We start from the raw sequence: 15,640 nt of genomic DNA, 5'->3' as shown, positions 1-15,640 counted from the left end.
CCCTACCGCTCGTCAGAGCCCGCTGCGGGCAAGGCGCCGGCAGCAGGTGCACTAGCTGCGGGCGGGGCGTCAGTGTCAGCTCCAGCTGCGGGCGAAACATCCTCAGGTGAATCCTCGTAAGCATTGGCACTGTGTTCAATCTGCTCGGCAACCTTCGGATCGGACACTGACTGGGCCACGCGACGCATCCAGCGTTCAGGCGGCTCATGGTCACGGCGAAGTCGCCCTCGTTCCATCAGGGTTGCAACCATCGTGGTGGCGAATTCCAGGTCAAGATGGTGAGCAGCAATCGGTGCCTGACCGTTGACCAGTTTCGGATTGACCACAGCGAGCTTGCGTCTGCGCAACCACGGCCCCTGGTAGATGCTCACAGACTGGAAACGCTCATAGGGCATGATCGTCAAGGTGTGAGTGACCCGCCCATCGCGCACCGCCATCACCCGTTCGGTCAAAGCCGAGCCGCGCCTGCGCCAGACAATCGGATCCATGACTTTTGAGCGCTCCGGGTTGGGCACAAAGTAGCGGCTGGAACTGCGGTTATCCCCATGCAGGCCGTCGTGGATCAGGGCGAGGGGGTCATCCACACCCAGGTCCTGGATCACCATCCACACAGCCAGTTCAGCTTCTTCGCGCGTGCCGACCGGGAGCAGCACGTAGGAGGCGTCAGCCATTTCCGATCCGTTGGAAGAATTGCCTGCGTAGCCGGCCATCGAGACGGTGACGCGGTACCAGTCTTTGGTGCGCCACAGGAAGGGTTGCGTGATACGCACGGAGTGGACGCGTCGCGGCGGAATGGTTTGGGAACGCGTCGAAGTCAGGCCCTTGCGAATACGGATGCCCGAAGCTGAGATGCCTGCGCGGAAGTCAAACGCGCCGGCAAAACGGCTCCACACAACACTGCCGATGGGCAAAATACCGACGATGATCGGGATGAAACCTGACACGCCTGCCAGCCCCTCCGTCAGTATCAAGGCGATCATGCCGATCATGGCGGCCAGGAACACCAGGAAGGAGATGATCAGGCCAACCGACATGAACAATGAGGCAATGAGACGGCCAGATGGCACACGGAAGACTTCATTTTCCTGTGCCTCCGGAGCAGGAGCACCAGTGCCGATACTGTCACTTGCGGCGACCTGTTCACCGAGGTCAACGTCGGGAGCTTCCGCGGCAGCTTCACGTGCCTGACGCGCCAGTGCAGCGGATGCTGATCCGGATGTGACACCCGCAGCCAGTGCGAGGATTTCGGCGCGCAGATTGTGGAGTGTTTCAGTTTTCAGGTAACCGAACTCCAGGTTCGAATGTGACCCGCCTGCCACTTCGATGGTGACTTTGCCCAGACCGAAAATCCTGCCAAGCAGAGGCTGGACGATGTCAACCGCCTGGATTTTTTCCAGTCGGGCGTGGCGTTGTACTCGGAAGATGATGCCCGACCGGTACCAGACGGCTTCATCGGTGAGAGCGTAGGCTGTGCGCTTCCACGCACAATAGGAGTACACGCCCACCAGCACCGAAAAGAGCGCGATTGCTCCCAGAATGTAGCCCACGATATGGAGTCCCGGCGTGTGGGAGATGACGTCCGAGTCAAGCAGCTCAGAGATCACACCGGTGCCTTGGTAGGCCAGGAATGCCACCAGGGCAGCAAAGAACTGCCACGTGTTGAGGACCGGTGAAATGCGGTGGACTTTACGCCAGCCTTCCTCCGGCAGCGCATTGTCGAGGGCGCTCGCCGTGCACTTCTTTCGCTCGGACTGTGACGGCGTGCGTGAAGCGGGCAGAGTCGCCCTCGTATGCGGAGTCGATGCAGCGGACGAAGGTGACTGCGAAGGCGAGCATGACTGTGCGGGCGTCGTTCGCGTTGTCGGCTCTGCTGGTTCTGTGGGCGCAGGTGCGCCCGATGGGTCTGCGGTCTCGTTGCTCATATCGCTCACAGTCCCGTCAGTTCTTCAGAGCCACGCTTAGCCAGCATGTCGCGCAGCTGGGCTGCCTGGTCGGTCGGCAGGCCATCAATCGAGCCGGCCGTTTCGTTGGACGCTGTATTGATCTTGATGGACGCAATGCCGTAGTGACGGGCTATCGGCCCCTCGGACACATCGACATACTGGATTCGACCGTAGGGGATAATGCTGAGATTGCGGAACATGATGCCGGAGCGGATCATGAATTCGTCGTTGCTGAATGCGAATCCCAGCGCGCGTACCTGCCGCTGGATCAGCCAGATCTGCCAGATGCTGTACGCAATGATGACTCCGGTGCCGATCCACCACCAGGGAAACGACACGATAGCCAGCACTGCGAAGATCAGGGCAGGCGGAATGACAAAGATCAGAACTCCAATTGTGCGCACTCGAGCCAGCGCCGGCGACACCGGCGTAAATGTGATGCCTTCCGGACTCATTGGATCTGTCATCACGGTCTCCCTCATCATTCGTTCAATTTTCATCGTCAATAGTGGCACATCGTTGGGGCGAAGAACATGCTGAACTCTCACGCGTCGTTCAGCCAACTTTCAGGATGAACCGCCACACTAACTGTATGGCTGTTCATATCCCGACTTCCTCCGACTCCACCGAAGCACGTCTGCTCGTCGTCGATGACGAGCCGAATATCCGCGATCTCCTCGCATCATCATTGCGTTTTGCTGGATTCGAAGTGATCGCTGCTGCGGATGGTGCCAGCGCTTTTCACGAGGCCACGCAATCCCACCCTGATCTCATCGTGCTGGATGTGATGCTGCCCGACATGGATGGCTTCACGGTGACGCGGCGTTTACGCGAAGCGGGTATCACGGTTCCGGTCCTGTTCCTGACTGCGCGTGACGATATGCGCGACAAAATCCAGGGGCTGACAGTGGGCGGAGACGACTATGTCACCAAACCTTTCGGCCTGGAGGAAGTCGTCGCTCGCATCCGCGCCATCCTGCGCCGTACTCACCACAGCGGCGAAGATGACGGCATGCTGCGTGTGGGGGATTTGGAACTGGACGAGGATGCTCACGAGGTTCGCCGCGCGGGCATCGATATCGAGCTATCCCCCACCGAGTTCAAGCTCTTACGCTACCTGATGATCAACGAGGGGCGCGTCGTCTCCAAGATGCAGATCCTTGATCACGTGTGGGAATACGACTGGGATGGTGAAGCAGCCATCGTTGAGTCGTATATTTCCTACCTGCGTCGCAAATTGTCAGTCGAAGGATCGTCGGGCGAGCTCATCCACACTCGCCGCGGCGTGGGCTACATGCTGAGGGAAGACAGCTGACAGTGCAACCCGTCCAATCTGCCCGGCAGATATGGGAACACCGGCCCCTGTCATCACGCATGGTGATCTTGACAGTGGCCTTGCTGGCCCTCGGCCTGACAATGGCTGGAGCAGCAATGATCGGCCTGCTTCAGCGTCACCTGACCTCACAGATCGACGCGCAACTGGTCTCGTCAGCATCACCCCTGGCCCGGCAATCCCTCACCGAATTGACGAACACCAACGCTTATGTTCCAACCCGATTTTTCATTCGCGCGGTGCACGCCGACGGGCAGACCTGGACCTATACGTCGCCTGAAACCTTAGAGTACTCGGGCACGCCGAATATTCCCGACCTGCTCGAGCCGGGCGAATTTGCCAATACTGAATCCGGGTGGACGCGGCCCGTCACCGTCTCATCGTCACTGCCCGGCTCCACGTGGCGGGCAATGGCGATTCCGCTGGGAGTGCGAGGCAGTCAGGATCCCGTTGGGGTCATGACCATTGCACTTCCACTCACTGACGTCCAGCGCACACTGTCAGACACCGCTTTCTACTTCCTGCTGACCTCCATGATTATCGTCATCGCAGGAGGGACGATCGGCCAGTACCTGGTGCGCAAGTCTCTCAAACCGCTGCGCAATATTGAGGTCGTTGCCGGTCGCATCGCTGCCGGAGACCTGAGTCAGCGCATCCCACCCGAACCGCCAACCACTGAAGTCGGATCGCTGGCATTGTCACTCAACACGATGCTCAGTCAGGTCGAACAGTCATTCCATACGCGCGCCGAGTCTGACCGTAAGATCCGTCGTTTCGTCTCTGACGCGTCACACGAGCTGCGCACTCCTCTTGCCGCCATCCGCGGGTACGGCGAGCTCTATCAGATGGGAGGCGTGCCCGGCAACCAGGTTCCAGAAGTCATCAGTCGTATTCACTCCGAGGCCACGCGCATGGGAAACCTCGTGGAGGATCTGCTGACGCTGGCACGAATTGACGAGGGGCGACCTCTTGCCCTGACTCCGGTGGACCTCGTCAAAATTGCTGACAATGCTGCCTCCGACCTTGAGGCGCTCGATCCTGCACGCGACATCACCGTCAGGTCACTGTCCGGGCGTAAAGCTCCGATGACGTTGACGGTCAATGTGGACCGTGACCGCATTCAGCAGGTTTTCACGAATCTGGTAGGCAACATCAACCGCTACACGTCCAGCGATACGCCAGTGGAGCTGGCTCTGGGACTCAACGACGGCATGGCGATCGTGGAATTCCGTGACCACGGTCCCGGCATTGCTGAAGACGAACAAAAACGCGTCTTTGAGCGCTTCTACCGCACTGAGGATTCACGCGCGCGCACGACGGGCGGATCTGGTCTGGGATTGGCGATCGTTGCTTCGATTATTGGGGCGCACAACGGCACCACTGAGCTGAAAACGACCCCTGGTGGTGGCTTGACGGTGCGTATTGAACTGCCCACACATTTGACTGCGGAGGACCTCACAAACGAGGCAGATCAAGGCATGTGAGGCGCTGCGCGCTGGGCGCGCGATGCTATTTCGCCCACACATCCGCCTTTTTTGGGACTCTCGGGTAGGAATATGACACCAAGTGCGGCTACCATAGCTCGGTATCATCCCTTTCAAGGAGTGTGAATCGTCATGGGTGCTGAAGCACCTCAGTGGCTGTTCAGTTCATTTGTTCAGTCAATGCAGGAGTTGGGGGCTACCGCAACGCCCGCTCAACTTGACGCCGAGGCTCGTGAACTCCTCAGCCGGTGGAATGAGCCGGGTCGAACGCTGCACAATGTGCGGCACCTGATCGATGTACTGGCGCATCTCGATGAGCTGTCGGGGTCAACACACGATCCCGATGTTCTTCGTATCGCAGCGTGGTACCACGGTTTGATCCTGAACCGCGCTGTGCAGGCGGCTTTGTGGGGTTCAAGCCCGCAGGCCGTCAGCGCCGAGTGCGCCGAATTGACTCACGAACACTTGACCGGACTGGGAATCAGCGACGACGTGGCAATGCGGGTTGCCGACCTGATTCGCATGGTCGCCATACACACCGCCCCGCGTGATGACGTGGACGCGCAGGTTCTGGTGGACGCTGACCTCGCTTCGATCGCTGCCGCGCCGCAGGAGTACAAGAAATTCCGTCAGTCGCTGCGTGAAGAATACGAACAAGTCGATGATTTGGCCTACTTGCGTGCCCGCCGGATCGTGGTGCGCCGCCTGCTGGCTCGCGATTCGGTCTTTCACTCCCCTGGCGCTGCTGAATGGGAGTCGCGTGCCCGCGAAAACCTGGAAGCTGAGCTGGCCAAGCTCGATGAAGCAATTCTTGAGAAGGATCCTTCTGATATCTCATCGGCCAGTGACAACACCTCCGGCATCGAAGTGGTGGATGGACCCACAACCGGTCAGTTTGACGATGCGCAAGTAACATCGTCGGGTGCCATCATCATTCGCCGCAAGCATTTGAAGTGGAATAACTGCTCGCAGATGCAGGATGAGGGTGACGACGATGACGTCGAGACGACATCCACCATCCCTGTGCTGGCTCCCGAGGCAGCGGATGGTTACGCGGCGCGCCCCGGTTCCGATGGGGATGACGACTCCGACAACGAAGATGCTTCCTCACTGGAAACAGCTATCGAGACGCTGGATGTGCCCAGCCGCCCCAGTTCTCAGTCCTGAAGCCGCTCGTCAGGCTCCCCCTCGACGCGCGTTCGCAGGAGGAGGCGTTCTTCCCGCGCGTTCACAGGAAAAAGCATTCTTCCTGCGCATCCACAGGAGGAGGTATTCTCTGCGCGCATCCACAGGTTCCAGGCGCAATGTTTTCGAGGGCGGCTGCCCTTCCTACGGTATGTGTGACGAGCCCACCGCGGGTTCGCGCAACCGAAAGGATGATCCCCGATGGCAACATATAACGTCGACTCAGATCTAGTTGCTGCATCTGCGGCCAATATCGGCGCCACAGCCGAACGTATTCGAACAGAAGTGGCATCCATGATGGCTGATCTTCTGGCCCTGCAGGACACATGGACGGGAGTTGCGTCAGCTAATTTCGCTGAGCTGACCGCCTCCTGGCGCGCAACTCAAACGCAGGTTGAATCGTCATTGGATTCGATCAGCACGCAGCTATCCGCTGCTGCCAACGTCTACGCTGATGCCGAGTCGCAGACCGTGTCGTTGTTCGCGTAAGTGACGATGTCGCGAACATGCGAGGAAGCCCCGCCGAGCACGTGTGCTCAACGGGACTTCCTCGCGCTTAACTGGATATGCGGTCAGCACCTTCCAGTCAATTGGTGTCTGTAGGTCAGATGCGGCTTAGTACATTCCGCCCATGTCATCGCCACCGGCAGCGGGCGCTGCTGGCGGTTCTGGCTTGTCGGCCACAACGGCCTCAGTGGTCAGGAACATTCCGGCGATGGATGCTGCGTTCTGCAGTGCGGAACGAGTCACCTTGACCGGGTCGGAGATTCCTTCAGCCATCAGGTCACCGTATTCGCCGCTGTCAGCGTTCAGGCCTTCGCCCGGCTTCATGGAGGACACGCGATCCACCACGACGCCGCCTTCGAGTCCGGCGTTCTCAGCGATCTGCTTGATAGGAGCTGCAACAGCCAGGCGCACAATGCCCACGCCTGTTGCCACGTCGCCTTCGACCTTGAGGTCGTCCAGCGCTGCGTGTGCGGCGTGGAGCAGTGCCACACCACCACCGGCCACGATGCCTTCTTCAGAGGCTGCGCGGGCGTTACGGATAGCATCTTCGATGCGGTGCTTACGCTCCTTCAGCTCAACCTCGGTTGCGGCGCCGGACTTGATAACGGCGACACCACCGGAAAGCTTGGCGAGGCGTTCTTGCAGCTTCTCGCGGTCGTAATCGGAATCGGTGTTCTCGATCTCGGTCTTGATCTGGCGGATGCGACCATCGATGGCGTCCTTTTCACCGGCGCCGTCCACAATGGTGGTCTCGTCCTTGGTGACGACAACCTTGCGGGCGCGACCCAGCAGTTCCAGATCGGCGTTCTCGAGGGAAAGGCCAACAGTCTCGGAGATGACCTGACCGCCGGTCAGGATGGCCATATCCTGCAGCATTGCCTTGCGGCGATCGCCAAAGCCGGGAGCCTTGACGGCCACTGACTTGAAGGTTCCGCGGATCTTGTTGACGACCAGTGTAGCCAGCGCTTCACCTTCGATGTCCTCAGCAACAATCAGCAGGGACTTGCCGGACTGCATGACCTTCTCAAGCAGGGGCAGCAGATCCTTGACATTGGAGATCTTGGATTCCATGAGCAGAACGTAAGGGTCCTCAAGGACTGCTTCCTGACGCTCAGTGTCGGTGACGAAGTACGCGGACAGGTAGCCCTTGTCGAAACGCATGCCTTCGGTGGTCTCCAAGGTGGTGTCGAAGGAGTTGGTCTCTTCAACAGTCACAACACCTTCGGCTCCGACCTTTTCGAAAGCTTCAGCGATGAGCTTGCCGATGGCCGGATCATTTGCCGAGATCGACGCGGTTGCAGCGATCTGGTCGGTGGTTTCGATCGGCTTGGCGTCCTTGTGCAGCTGCTCAACGATTGCTTCAACTGCCTGGTCGATGCCGCGCTTGATTCCAATCGGGTTGGCGCCGGCTGCGACGTTACGCAAACCTTCGTGTACGAGTGCCTGGGCAAGAACGGTTGCGGTCGTGGTGCCATCACCGGCGACGTCATCGGTCTTCTTGGCAACTTCCTTCACCAGTTCGGCGCCGATGCGCTCAAACGGATCTTCGAGGTCGATTTCCTTGGCGACAGACACGCCGTCTTTGGTGATCGTGGGAGCTCCCCACTTCTTGTCGAGGACAACGTTGCGGCCCTTGGGGCCAAGCGTGACCTTGACGGTGTCAGCCAGAAGATTCAGACCGCGCTCCATGCCACGGCGCGCTTCCTCATCAAAATGAATGAGCTTGGACATGCTATGTATATTCCTTCCGCATTGCGGATCGTAGGGACGGTGCCCGCGACGGACGATTCCACTGGCAACGTTCTTGTCTCGTTGCCGGTGTAACCTCACCAGCCCTAAGGTCTTTTATCACTCTGCCTTGGCGAGTGCTAATCCAATTTTGGCACTCTCGACCCGAGAGTGCAAGACGGGCATAGTCGCTCATAGCGAACAGTCATGAAGCGGGTTGTACCGGCGGATAGCCCGCCCAGCGGCCACCTTGCCCGGCAGCTGTGACCGACGGCGCTGAGCTGCGCGTTCTTTAACATTCAGTCAGTGCGGGAGGGCGCTCGTCTTCTCGCACAGGGCCAGGCGCTGTTCCTTGTCCGAACGGTTGGCCGCCCAGCTGCTCGCGATCATGTTCTTCCAGAAGGTACGACAGATCCGGTCCCACAGGGACAACGCGGGTGGGGTTGATTTCCTCGTGCACGATGTAGTAGTGCTCTTTGATCTGTTGGATGTCCACCGTGTCACCGAAACCCGGTGTTTGGAACAGGTCCTGCAGGTAGGCACGCAGTACCGGCATGTCACGGATCATCATCCGATTGGCTTTGAAGTGCCCGAAATAGACTGCATCGAAACGCACAAGGGTGGTGAACAGTCGCACGTCAGCCAGCGTGATGTGGTCACCGACCAGGTAGCGGCGGGAGGTGAGCCGATCACTAACCCAGTCCATTGCGCGCCACAGATCTCGATAGGCGTCCTCGTAGCTGGATTGGTCAGCGGCGAAACCGCACCGATAGACACCGTTGTTGATGTTCGGGTAGACCTCGTCGTTGACGGCTTCGATTTCGTCCACTAACGACTCTGGATACAGGTCCGCAGCGCCGTCACGCTGCACGCCTGACCACTGTGTGCACATGTCGATGGTCATCTGGTTAAAGTCATTGGTCACCACGGCACCACTGGGGACATCCACAATCGCAGGGACGGTGCTCCCTTTCGGATAGTCGGGCACGCGCGCAAAGTATGCGTCCTGGAGGCGCTCGATGCCAAGCACCGGATCACGGTCGTCGGGGTACATCCCACTGTAGTTCCATGACCGGGCATCGTGGGTGGGGCCTGCCAGACTCAGTGTCAGAGCGTCCTCCAGACCCATGAGTCGGCGGATGATGACAGCGCGGTGTGCCCACGGGCAAGCTCGGGCGGCCATGAGGCGGTAGCGGCCAGACTCGACCGGCCACAACATGTTCCCCACTTCACGTGCATCGCCTGATCGCGGTTGCGGAGCGGATCCTGGCGGGATCGACGACACAATCCTGTCAGCAATGTAGGCGGTGTCGCGTACGTACGCGCCTTCGGTTGCGGCGTTGTGAGCTTTCTGAGCGTCGTCAGCCATATTTCCGCCTCTTCTTGAGGGGTTCCTCTTATCTGAGCAGGACGACCACGTCGTAGTCACCGACATCATCGAAGTTCTCGCGAACCTCGTCAATTCCCAGGACTCGGGCGATTTCGTGGGCGGATTTTTCGATCTGCGGATCGGCGTAGTACACCACAGAAACGTCGGAGACCCAACCTTCTGCGTTCTCAGCGGTAGTTCCGGGGAATCCTGCCTCGTTCAGCGCTGCGGATTTTTCGGCCGCAAGCCCCTCGACACCCGTGCCGTTGAGGACGCCGATCTTGACATGCTTGTCGATGATGTCCCCAGATGGCTCATCTCCAGACGATTGAGCTTCTTCGCCCGATACCTGTGTGTCGGTTGAGCCAGTTCCCGAAGAATCTGGTTTCTCATCTGCCTGCTCGCCCGATTGCACATCGCCCGAGGGGGGCGCGGCCGACTGTGCGACCGACTGAGTCGAATCGGACTGTGACGGCGTGATTCCTGCATTGGTGAGGACTCGCGCCAGACCCCATCCGAGCAGCGGGATAACGATGAGAAGAATCAAGAACGGCGCGACTGAGCGCCATTTCGAGGACTGGGCGCGGTGCATACCGACCGGCATATCTTCGCCAGCTCGATCAAATTCATCCTTCGGATACTGTGAGCTCACGCGCTTAGACTATCTGTAACTGTCACTTTTGTGCGGCCAATCGGCCGGGTGTCGCATCGACAGCGCCGGTTACGACCGTCTCAACATACCGCTCAGACCGCGGCTCGAGGGGCGCCCTCGTCAATAAGACGGGATACGCTAGGTACGTGAGCGAAATTGAAGGCGGCACCGGCCCGCGACCATTGAGTGAGCTGCTTGATCCGGGATGGGCGCGGGCGCTGGCTCCGGTTGAAGAGCGCGTGCATGAGCTTGGACAGATGTTGCGCTCGGAGATTCAATCTGGTCACGGGTACTTTCCTGCCGGACGGGACGTGTTGCGCGCGTTCACATATCCGTTTGATGAGGTCAAGGTGCTCATCGTCGGCCAGGATCCCTATCCGACACCCGGGCACGCCATGGGGCTGTCGTTTTCTGTTGCTCCCGGGGTTCGCCCGCCTCGATCCCTGGAGAATATCTTCACTGAGTTGGTGGAGGATCTGGGTGTGCCTCGTCCGACCAGCGGTGATTTGACTCCCTGGTCACGCGAGGGAGTGTGCCTGCTGAACCGCGTCCTTACTGTGCGCCCTGGCGCGCCGGCTTCGCATCGTGGCCGCGGCTGGGAAGAGGTGACGGATTGCGCGATCGATGCTCTTGTTGGACGAGGGAGGCCTCTGGTCGCTGTTTTATGGGGTCGCGATGCTCAGGGACTGAAGCCGCGACTGGGTGCAACACCTGTGGTGGAGTCTGCTCATCCGTCGCCGCTTTCTGCTCGTCGCGGGTTCTTCGGTTCTCGGCCGTTTTCGCGTGTCAATGCGCTGCTGCAGTCTCAGGGTGCGGAGCCGGTCAACTGGCAGTTGCCGTAGGAATCTTAGGGGTCACTCTTTCAGGCGGGACCGCTGGCCGCGGATGCAGATAGCGCCGCAGAGGCCGGCAATCTGAAAGCGGACTTTCGAGGACGGATTGGACGCCATTAGGCAGAACTCTGCTCTCACGGCCGTGCTGACCCCTGAAAGTTGGACAGTTATGTGTTCAGTCGTGAGTGCGAGGAGTCAGTTCATTCAAAACGGCAGGAGATACGAGCGCGCCGCTTTTACTCTTTGCTCTTGTCTACGTTGCGTTGGCGATGTGGAGATTCACAAGGAAGCGAGGGATCAGACTGAGCCTTTGCCAATTGGCGGAGGCTAGCCCCGTAGCGGCATACCTGATTCGGCAGCATCCCCTGGCAGCCACCAGTAGCCACTTTGTATCCATTTCGTACCAGTTCCCGGTCCGGCCTGTGGTAATGTACCGCGGGACGCTGTTGACGCGCCCATACGCATCGTACTAGCAGATAAAGAAACAGAGGACACGCGGTGAAACGTTACGCACTACCACTTCTGACACTTGCAGCAGCTTTGACACTCACTGCGTGTGGCGGAAGCAATGCCGCCGAAGGCGACAAGACAGCGTGCGGGCTGTACAAAGAGGCCGTTGATATCTTCGCCACCATCGCGGATCGCTCGGCGCCGAATGAGGACACACTGTCGCAGATCACCGACAAGCTCAATAGTGCGGAAGACGCAGCGGAAGATCTTCACCTTCAGGACAAGCTCGTGCGGACAAGAAACAATATTGAGAAGTTCAGCGAGACCCAGAATCCTGGCATGCTTGACTCATTTGCCTCCCAGACAACCGGAGTTGTCGAAATGTGCCAAGAGCTCGGTGTCACAGTTAAGCTGACTGAGGACCTCCAGACGTCCAGGTGATCGACACAGGACAGCACTTTGACGCGTTTCTTAAGGTGTAGTCAAGGCGTCACCAACAAGCGCACCTGCTGTTCACTGCGATAGACGCAATTCCTCTGAAAACGAATGCGTCGAGCATTCACCGAAACTATGGAGATTCCGGGTTAATGCCCGGATTTCTACTGCCCATTTCAGACATCATCGACGCGGGCAGTGTTGTACGCACTCGCATACAAGTGAGGCGCTCCGTTTGATACCCTTTTCTGGTAACTCTCGCAGCGCCTCGCTGCTTTTCCAACGCGCCGTCTCCGCTCACACAACCAGGCCAGCGACGACTGGCATCAGCTCCAGCTGGGGGCACTCCCGATGAGCAGATGGCGTACAGGGTGACGCCACTCCGCTCCTAGTTGGCTTCGCAGGATCAGTAACAGCTAACGGATCACATAGTTGCTGAAAAGTCCGCTTAGGGATTGAAGGGATTGCGCGCCCGCTGACACACCAACTATTCGTCGGCTCAACGCCGGCCTGACGTCATCCAATTCGAAAGTATGGAGCCACCTGCGAGACTCGAACTCGCGACCGTCCGCTTACAAGGCGGGTGCTCTACCAACTGAGCTAAGGTGGCCAGCTCACATATCTTGCCATGAGCACGCCAGTGAACACCAATCGAATCTATTGAGTGTGAAGAATCCCTCGAGACGACTACTCACCGCTTACGGCAAGCGCGAACCGCTTACTCAGCCATCCCCGAAATAATGTCGGAGGCAAAGTTCTCCAGCGTGAACGGAATAACCTTCGTGCCATCCTTCACGTATTCGGGGGTGCCGTACGAATCGCCGCGACCCGCGAACTTCTTCTCGCCCCATACTTTAGTGGAGTTCGCCAAGTAGGTTTGCACCGCATTGGCGTCGAAGGTCGAGACAACTTCGTCAGGAACTCCCACGGAACGGGCGAGTTCCGCCACCTTGTCAATGGACTGATCCATTGATTTGACGACGCGTGTATCGCCAGACGTCCACTGCTCATTGAAGAAGCCCATCAGCGCGTGGTGGAACGCCACCCAGTGTTCGGGATCCTTCTGTGCAACGATCAGCGATGCTGTGGTCGCGGGTTTCGCGTAGTCCATGCCAACTGTTGTGACGGGCTGGTAGGCAATGTTGAACTTCCCGTCAGTAGCAGCCTGGACGATTTCTTCACCGCCCGCGGTGTCAACCTGCGCACATACGTGGCACGAGTAGTCAAAATAGATCGTCAGCGTCGGCAGGTTGGGATCAGGATCCTCAATGCCGTTGTGGGAGTACACCACCGGCGACGAATCTGCGTAGGGTCCCAGCAGCGCTGCGGCCTCCTCGTCAGGCAGAGCCGAACCTTTCGGGCGATACGTCAGCATCACTGCCGCCACAGCTGCAACCACGGCGACGACAATCAGCACGACCACGCCGATGATGATGACGCGGGTACGCTTTTCCGACTTGAGCTGGGCTTCGCGCATCTCCCGCGCCTTCGTGCGCGTATCACGCGATGATTCTGACTTCGCCATCGGTTATGTGCTCCTCGCTTCGGGCAGATACTGATTTTCACGCAGGATCATTATGACGCGATGACCCACCTGACGCGAACCCAACAGGCCAGAGCATCCACAGCCGCCTTCCTCGAAAACCGCCGTCAGCACATCTAGGAAACCGTCGTCAGCCAGAACGCGACCGGGATCGCCAGGAAAGCCGCACTCAACAGCGCACGCCCCCACCACGGCGGCGACACGGTGCGGAACACGATCGCCATTCCATCACGCACCGATTCAGTAAGCTCGAGGATCCTGAAGCTCATCAGCAGCACCAGTGAGACAGCCATCAGCGCCGTCAGCGGAATCATCTGAGTCGCAACTCCACTGGGATCGGAGAGTACCCCGCCCCATAGCACCAGGTCACCGGGCCATTGAAGGGTTTCCAGAGACATCTCAAGATAATCCCTCAGCACCGTCACAATGGCGATGGCCCACACGATCGCCGCCCATATACATGCGATCACCGAAGCGACGGCTATGCTCAGCACACCGACCACCACCATGATCGGCACTTTGAGAAGTGTCATGGCCGTATCTCCCGGCCCCGGCCCGTTGCGATCCCTCTGCCGGTTGACCTTGCGTTCGCGGAACTGCCCGATCACGCTGAATACCAGGAGGGTTGCGAGCACTGCGACCAGTCCCGACATGCCGTATGCGACAGGCAACAGCGAGAGGGCCGCCATCAGGCAGGTCGACAAGACCCCCGTTCTCTTCAGAGGGGGAGGTCGCCATTCAGGTTCGCCATCGGTTTCCTCGACGTCCCCTTCGCCCGGCTCCGCCAGTTCGAGGGGCGCAGGCTTGTCCACCGTAATTGCCGAGGGTGACTGCGCATCATCCCACGTCGGAAGTTTCTTGAACGACTCGCCACCCTTGTTGACCAGGAAGGGGCCTGCGCTTTGCCACCCTGGTTGCGCCTCATCGGGCGGAAGCGGAGGCACGTCGGTGGGGATGGCAGCCGTCTGGTCGGGAGAAGAAACTGGGTACGGTATCGTGACAGGCGGCTCCCACTGATTGGGCTGCCCGGCAGAGAGCTCTGGCTGGCCGGGTTGCGGTGCGCGATACACGTCAGTGCTCTGAGTCAGAGGCTGGGTGTACGCCTGATTGGTGGTCATATCGGGATACTGTGTTGTCTCAGGCGTGTCGCTCGTGTAGTCGTCCTCGTCAAATGATGAGGGCATGAATGTTGAGCCCAGGTCACCCAGGCTGGACGTGACCAGTGAGCTCCCCGTCCATGTGTCTGAGTACTGATCAGTTTCGTCGTCGTGGCCGGAGCCGTATCCATCGCGAGCGTGCGAATCTGCCGCACCGTTCAGAACGGAGCACAGGCTTTCGAAGCTCATACGGTTGTCGACAGTAGGATCCAGGCATCGTTTCATGGACGATGCCAAGCGAGGAGGCAATCCCGCGATATCCGCATCACCGGCAAGGACGCGCGAAATGATGACGCCGGGCGCTCCGCCTCCAAAAGGTGGTCGGCCGGTCAATGCGTGCAGGATCGTGGCGCTCAGGGACCACCAATCAGCCTGAGGAGTCACCGGACTGCCCGTCATTACTTCCGGTGCGGTGTAGCCCGCAGTGCCGGACACCAGTCCGGTCGCCGTCAGCCGGTCATCCCCATCCCCGACCGCGATACCGAAGTCGATGAGCACGGGGCCGCGTTCGGACAGAATGATGTTCGACGGTTTGATGTCACGGTGAACCACCCCTGCCCCGTGGACACGTTTGAGGATACGGTTCAGTGCTGTGGCTAGGCGTGCCACTTCGCTCAGTTCCATTGTCCCGCTGCGGATGCGCGAGGCGAGGGTTGGGCCGTTCACGTATTCGGTGACAACGAAGGGTTCGGCGGCTTCCGTTTCAACATCGAGGACGCGCACGACGCCGTCTGATCGGATTCGATTGACCGTGGCAGCTTCTCTGCTCAGACGCTGTCGGGCTTCCTCCGTGGCAGCCTGAGCCGGGTGCAGCATTTTCAGGGCGACTTGTGCTCCTCCATCGTCACGAGCCAGCCAGACAGTGCCGGCACCTCCCGTGCCCAGACGGCTGACCAGTTCGTAGCCGCCAACGCGTTGCCCGATATCCACATCCTTGAGCGTATCGAATGTTGACGCTCTGCAGGACTTAGATTCGAGGATTTTCGACTTTCACGTAAGAGCGGGCGCGGGAAGAAGCTCC

The 15,640-nt window shown here is 59.2% G+C and carries 13 protein-coding genes and 1 tRNA gene; 6 read left to right on the top strand and 8 right to left on the bottom strand.

The genetic code is table 11. The features are described 5' to 3' along the window. Positions 1 to 2: 2 nt before the first annotated feature. Together AC1DA5_RS06425 and AC1DA5_RS06420 are read right to left on the bottom strand one after the other, a co-directional pair. The gene (locus AC1DA5_RS06425; protein ID WP_070727645.1) at positions 3 to 1,922 is read right to left on the bottom strand and encodes a PH domain-containing protein; all 1,920 of its coding nucleotides are present in this window, start codon (positions 1,920 to 1,922) and stop codon (positions 3 to 5) included. A gap of 5 nt (positions 1,923 to 1,927) precedes the next feature. Then, the gene (locus tag AC1DA5_RS06420) at positions 1,928 to 2,410 is read right to left on the bottom strand and encodes a PH domain-containing protein (RefSeq protein WP_070727929.1); all 483 of its coding nucleotides are present in this window, start codon (positions 2,408 to 2,410) and stop codon (positions 1,928 to 1,930) included. A gap of 125 nt (positions 2,411 to 2,535) precedes the next feature. Here AC1DA5_RS06420 and AC1DA5_RS06415 point away from each other — a divergent pair, with 125 nt between their 5' ends. From AC1DA5_RS06415 to AC1DA5_RS06400, 4 genes are all read left to right on the top strand, one after another. Further along, entirely contained in the window at positions 2,536 to 3,258 is a 723-nt protein-coding gene (locus AC1DA5_RS06415) for a response regulator transcription factor (RefSeq protein WP_070727648.1), read from the top strand. Positions 3,259 to 3,317: 59 nt separating this feature from the next. Beyond that, positions 3,318 to 4,760 carry a sensor histidine kinase gene (locus AC1DA5_RS06410; protein ID WP_082628585.1) on the top strand — a complete coding sequence of 481 codons (1,443 nt, stop codon included), beginning with the start codon at positions 3,318 to 3,320 and terminating at the stop codon, positions 4,758 to 4,760. A 132-nt stretch (positions 4,761 to 4,892) separates the two neighbouring features. Next, on the top strand, positions 4,893 to 5,927 hold the full coding sequence (locus tag AC1DA5_RS06405; protein ID WP_058237259.1) for an HD domain-containing protein: 1,035 nt from the start codon (positions 4,893 to 4,895) through the stop codon (positions 5,925 to 5,927). 219 nt (positions 5,928 to 6,146) lie between these two features. Then, positions 6,147 to 6,434: a WXG100 family type VII secretion target gene (locus AC1DA5_RS06400; protein WP_058237260.1), complete on the top strand. Its 288-nt coding sequence runs from the start codon at positions 6,147 to 6,149 to the stop codon at positions 6,432 to 6,434. 126 nt (positions 6,435 to 6,560) lie between these two features. Here the strand turns inward: AC1DA5_RS06400 and groL are convergent, their stop codons facing one another. The 3 genes from groL to AC1DA5_RS06385 form a co-directional block, all read right to left on the bottom strand. Then, entirely contained in the window at positions 6,561 to 8,183 is a 1,623-nt protein-coding gene (gene groL, locus AC1DA5_RS06395; RefSeq protein WP_058237261.1) for a chaperonin GroEL, read from the bottom strand. Between the two features lie 289 nt (positions 8,184 to 8,472). Next, positions 8,473 to 9,549 carry a glutathione S-transferase C-terminal domain-containing protein gene (locus tag AC1DA5_RS06390; protein WP_480289577.1) on the bottom strand — a complete coding sequence of 359 codons (1,077 nt, stop codon included), beginning with the start codon at positions 9,547 to 9,549 and terminating at the stop codon, positions 8,473 to 8,475. A gap of 28 nt (positions 9,550 to 9,577) precedes the next feature. Then, positions 9,578 to 10,201 (bottom strand): LytR C-terminal domain-containing protein, encoded by a 624-nt coding sequence (locus AC1DA5_RS06385; RefSeq protein ID WP_480289575.1) that lies wholly within the window; start codon positions 10,199 to 10,201, stop codon positions 9,578 to 9,580. 146 nt (positions 10,202 to 10,347) lie between these two features. Here AC1DA5_RS06385 and AC1DA5_RS06380 point away from each other — a divergent pair, with 146 nt between their 5' ends. Together AC1DA5_RS06380 and AC1DA5_RS06375 are read left to right on the top strand one after the other, a co-directional pair. Next, positions 10,348 to 11,043, top strand: coding sequence for a uracil-DNA glycosylase (locus tag AC1DA5_RS06380; protein WP_285014841.1), 696 nt, complete (start codon positions 10,348 to 10,350; stop codon positions 11,041 to 11,043). Positions 11,044 to 11,532: 489 nt separating this feature from the next. Next, on the top strand, positions 11,533 to 11,925 hold the full coding sequence (locus AC1DA5_RS06375; protein WP_480289574.1) for a hypothetical protein: 393 nt from the start codon (positions 11,533 to 11,535) through the stop codon (positions 11,923 to 11,925). Between the two features lie 528 nt (positions 11,926 to 12,453). Here the strand turns inward: AC1DA5_RS06375 and AC1DA5_RS06370 are convergent. The 3 genes from AC1DA5_RS06370 to AC1DA5_RS06360 all read right to left on the bottom strand — a co-directional run bounded on the left by AC1DA5_RS06370 (position 12,454) and on the right by AC1DA5_RS06360 (position 15,549). Then, positions 12,454 to 12,529, bottom strand: a tRNA-Thr gene (locus AC1DA5_RS06370). Between the two features lie 108 nt (positions 12,530 to 12,637). Beyond that, a complete protein-coding gene (locus tag AC1DA5_RS06365) occupies positions 12,638 to 13,444 on the bottom strand; it encodes a DsbA family protein (RefSeq protein ID WP_285014846.1) in 807 nt (268 codons plus the stop codon). Between the two features lie 134 nt (positions 13,445 to 13,578). Next, positions 13,579 to 15,549, bottom strand: coding sequence for a serine/threonine-protein kinase (locus AC1DA5_RS06360; RefSeq protein ID WP_480289572.1), 1,971 nt, complete (start codon positions 15,547 to 15,549; stop codon positions 13,579 to 13,581). Positions 15,550 to 15,640: the final 91 nt, after the last annotated feature.

This window comes from Pauljensenia sp. C0254C2 (assembly GCF_056583835.1).
This window is presented reverse-complemented; position numbering and strand designations above follow the sequence as displayed.

What these genes read in the sequence shown, in the direction of transcription:
- AC1DA5_RS06425 (WP_070727645.1), bottom strand. Translation starts at nt 1,922, where the DNA reads ATGAGCAACGAGACCGCAGACCCATCGGGCGCACCTGCGCCCACAGAA.
- AC1DA5_RS06420 (WP_070727929.1), bottom strand. Translation starts at nt 2,410, where the DNA reads ATGACAGATCCAATGAGTCCGGAAGGCATCACATTTACGCCGGTGTCG.
- AC1DA5_RS06415 (WP_070727648.1), top strand. Translation starts at nt 2,536, where the DNA reads ATGGCTGTTCATATCCCGACTTCCTCCGACTCCACCGAAGCACGTCTG.
- AC1DA5_RS06410 (WP_082628585.1), top strand. Translation starts at nt 3,318, where the DNA reads ATGGTGATCTTGACAGTGGCCTTGCTGGCCCTCGGCCTGACAATGGCT.
- AC1DA5_RS06405 (WP_058237259.1), top strand. Translation starts at nt 4,893, where the DNA reads ATGGGTGCTGAAGCACCTCAGTGGCTGTTCAGTTCATTTGTTCAGTCA.
- AC1DA5_RS06400 (WP_058237260.1), top strand. Translation starts at nt 6,147, where the DNA reads ATGGCAACATATAACGTCGACTCAGATCTAGTTGCTGCATCTGCGGCC.
- groL (WP_058237261.1), bottom strand. Translation starts at nt 8,183, where the DNA reads ATGTCCAAGCTCATTCATTTTGATGAGGAAGCGCGCCGTGGCATGGAG.
- AC1DA5_RS06390 (WP_480289577.1), bottom strand. Translation starts at nt 9,549, where the DNA reads ATGGCTGACGACGCTCAGAAAGCTCACAACGCCGCAACCGAAGGCGCG.
- AC1DA5_RS06365 (WP_285014846.1), bottom strand. Translation starts at nt 13,444, where the DNA reads ATGGCGAAGTCAGAATCATCGCGTGATACGCGCACGAAGGCGCGGGAG.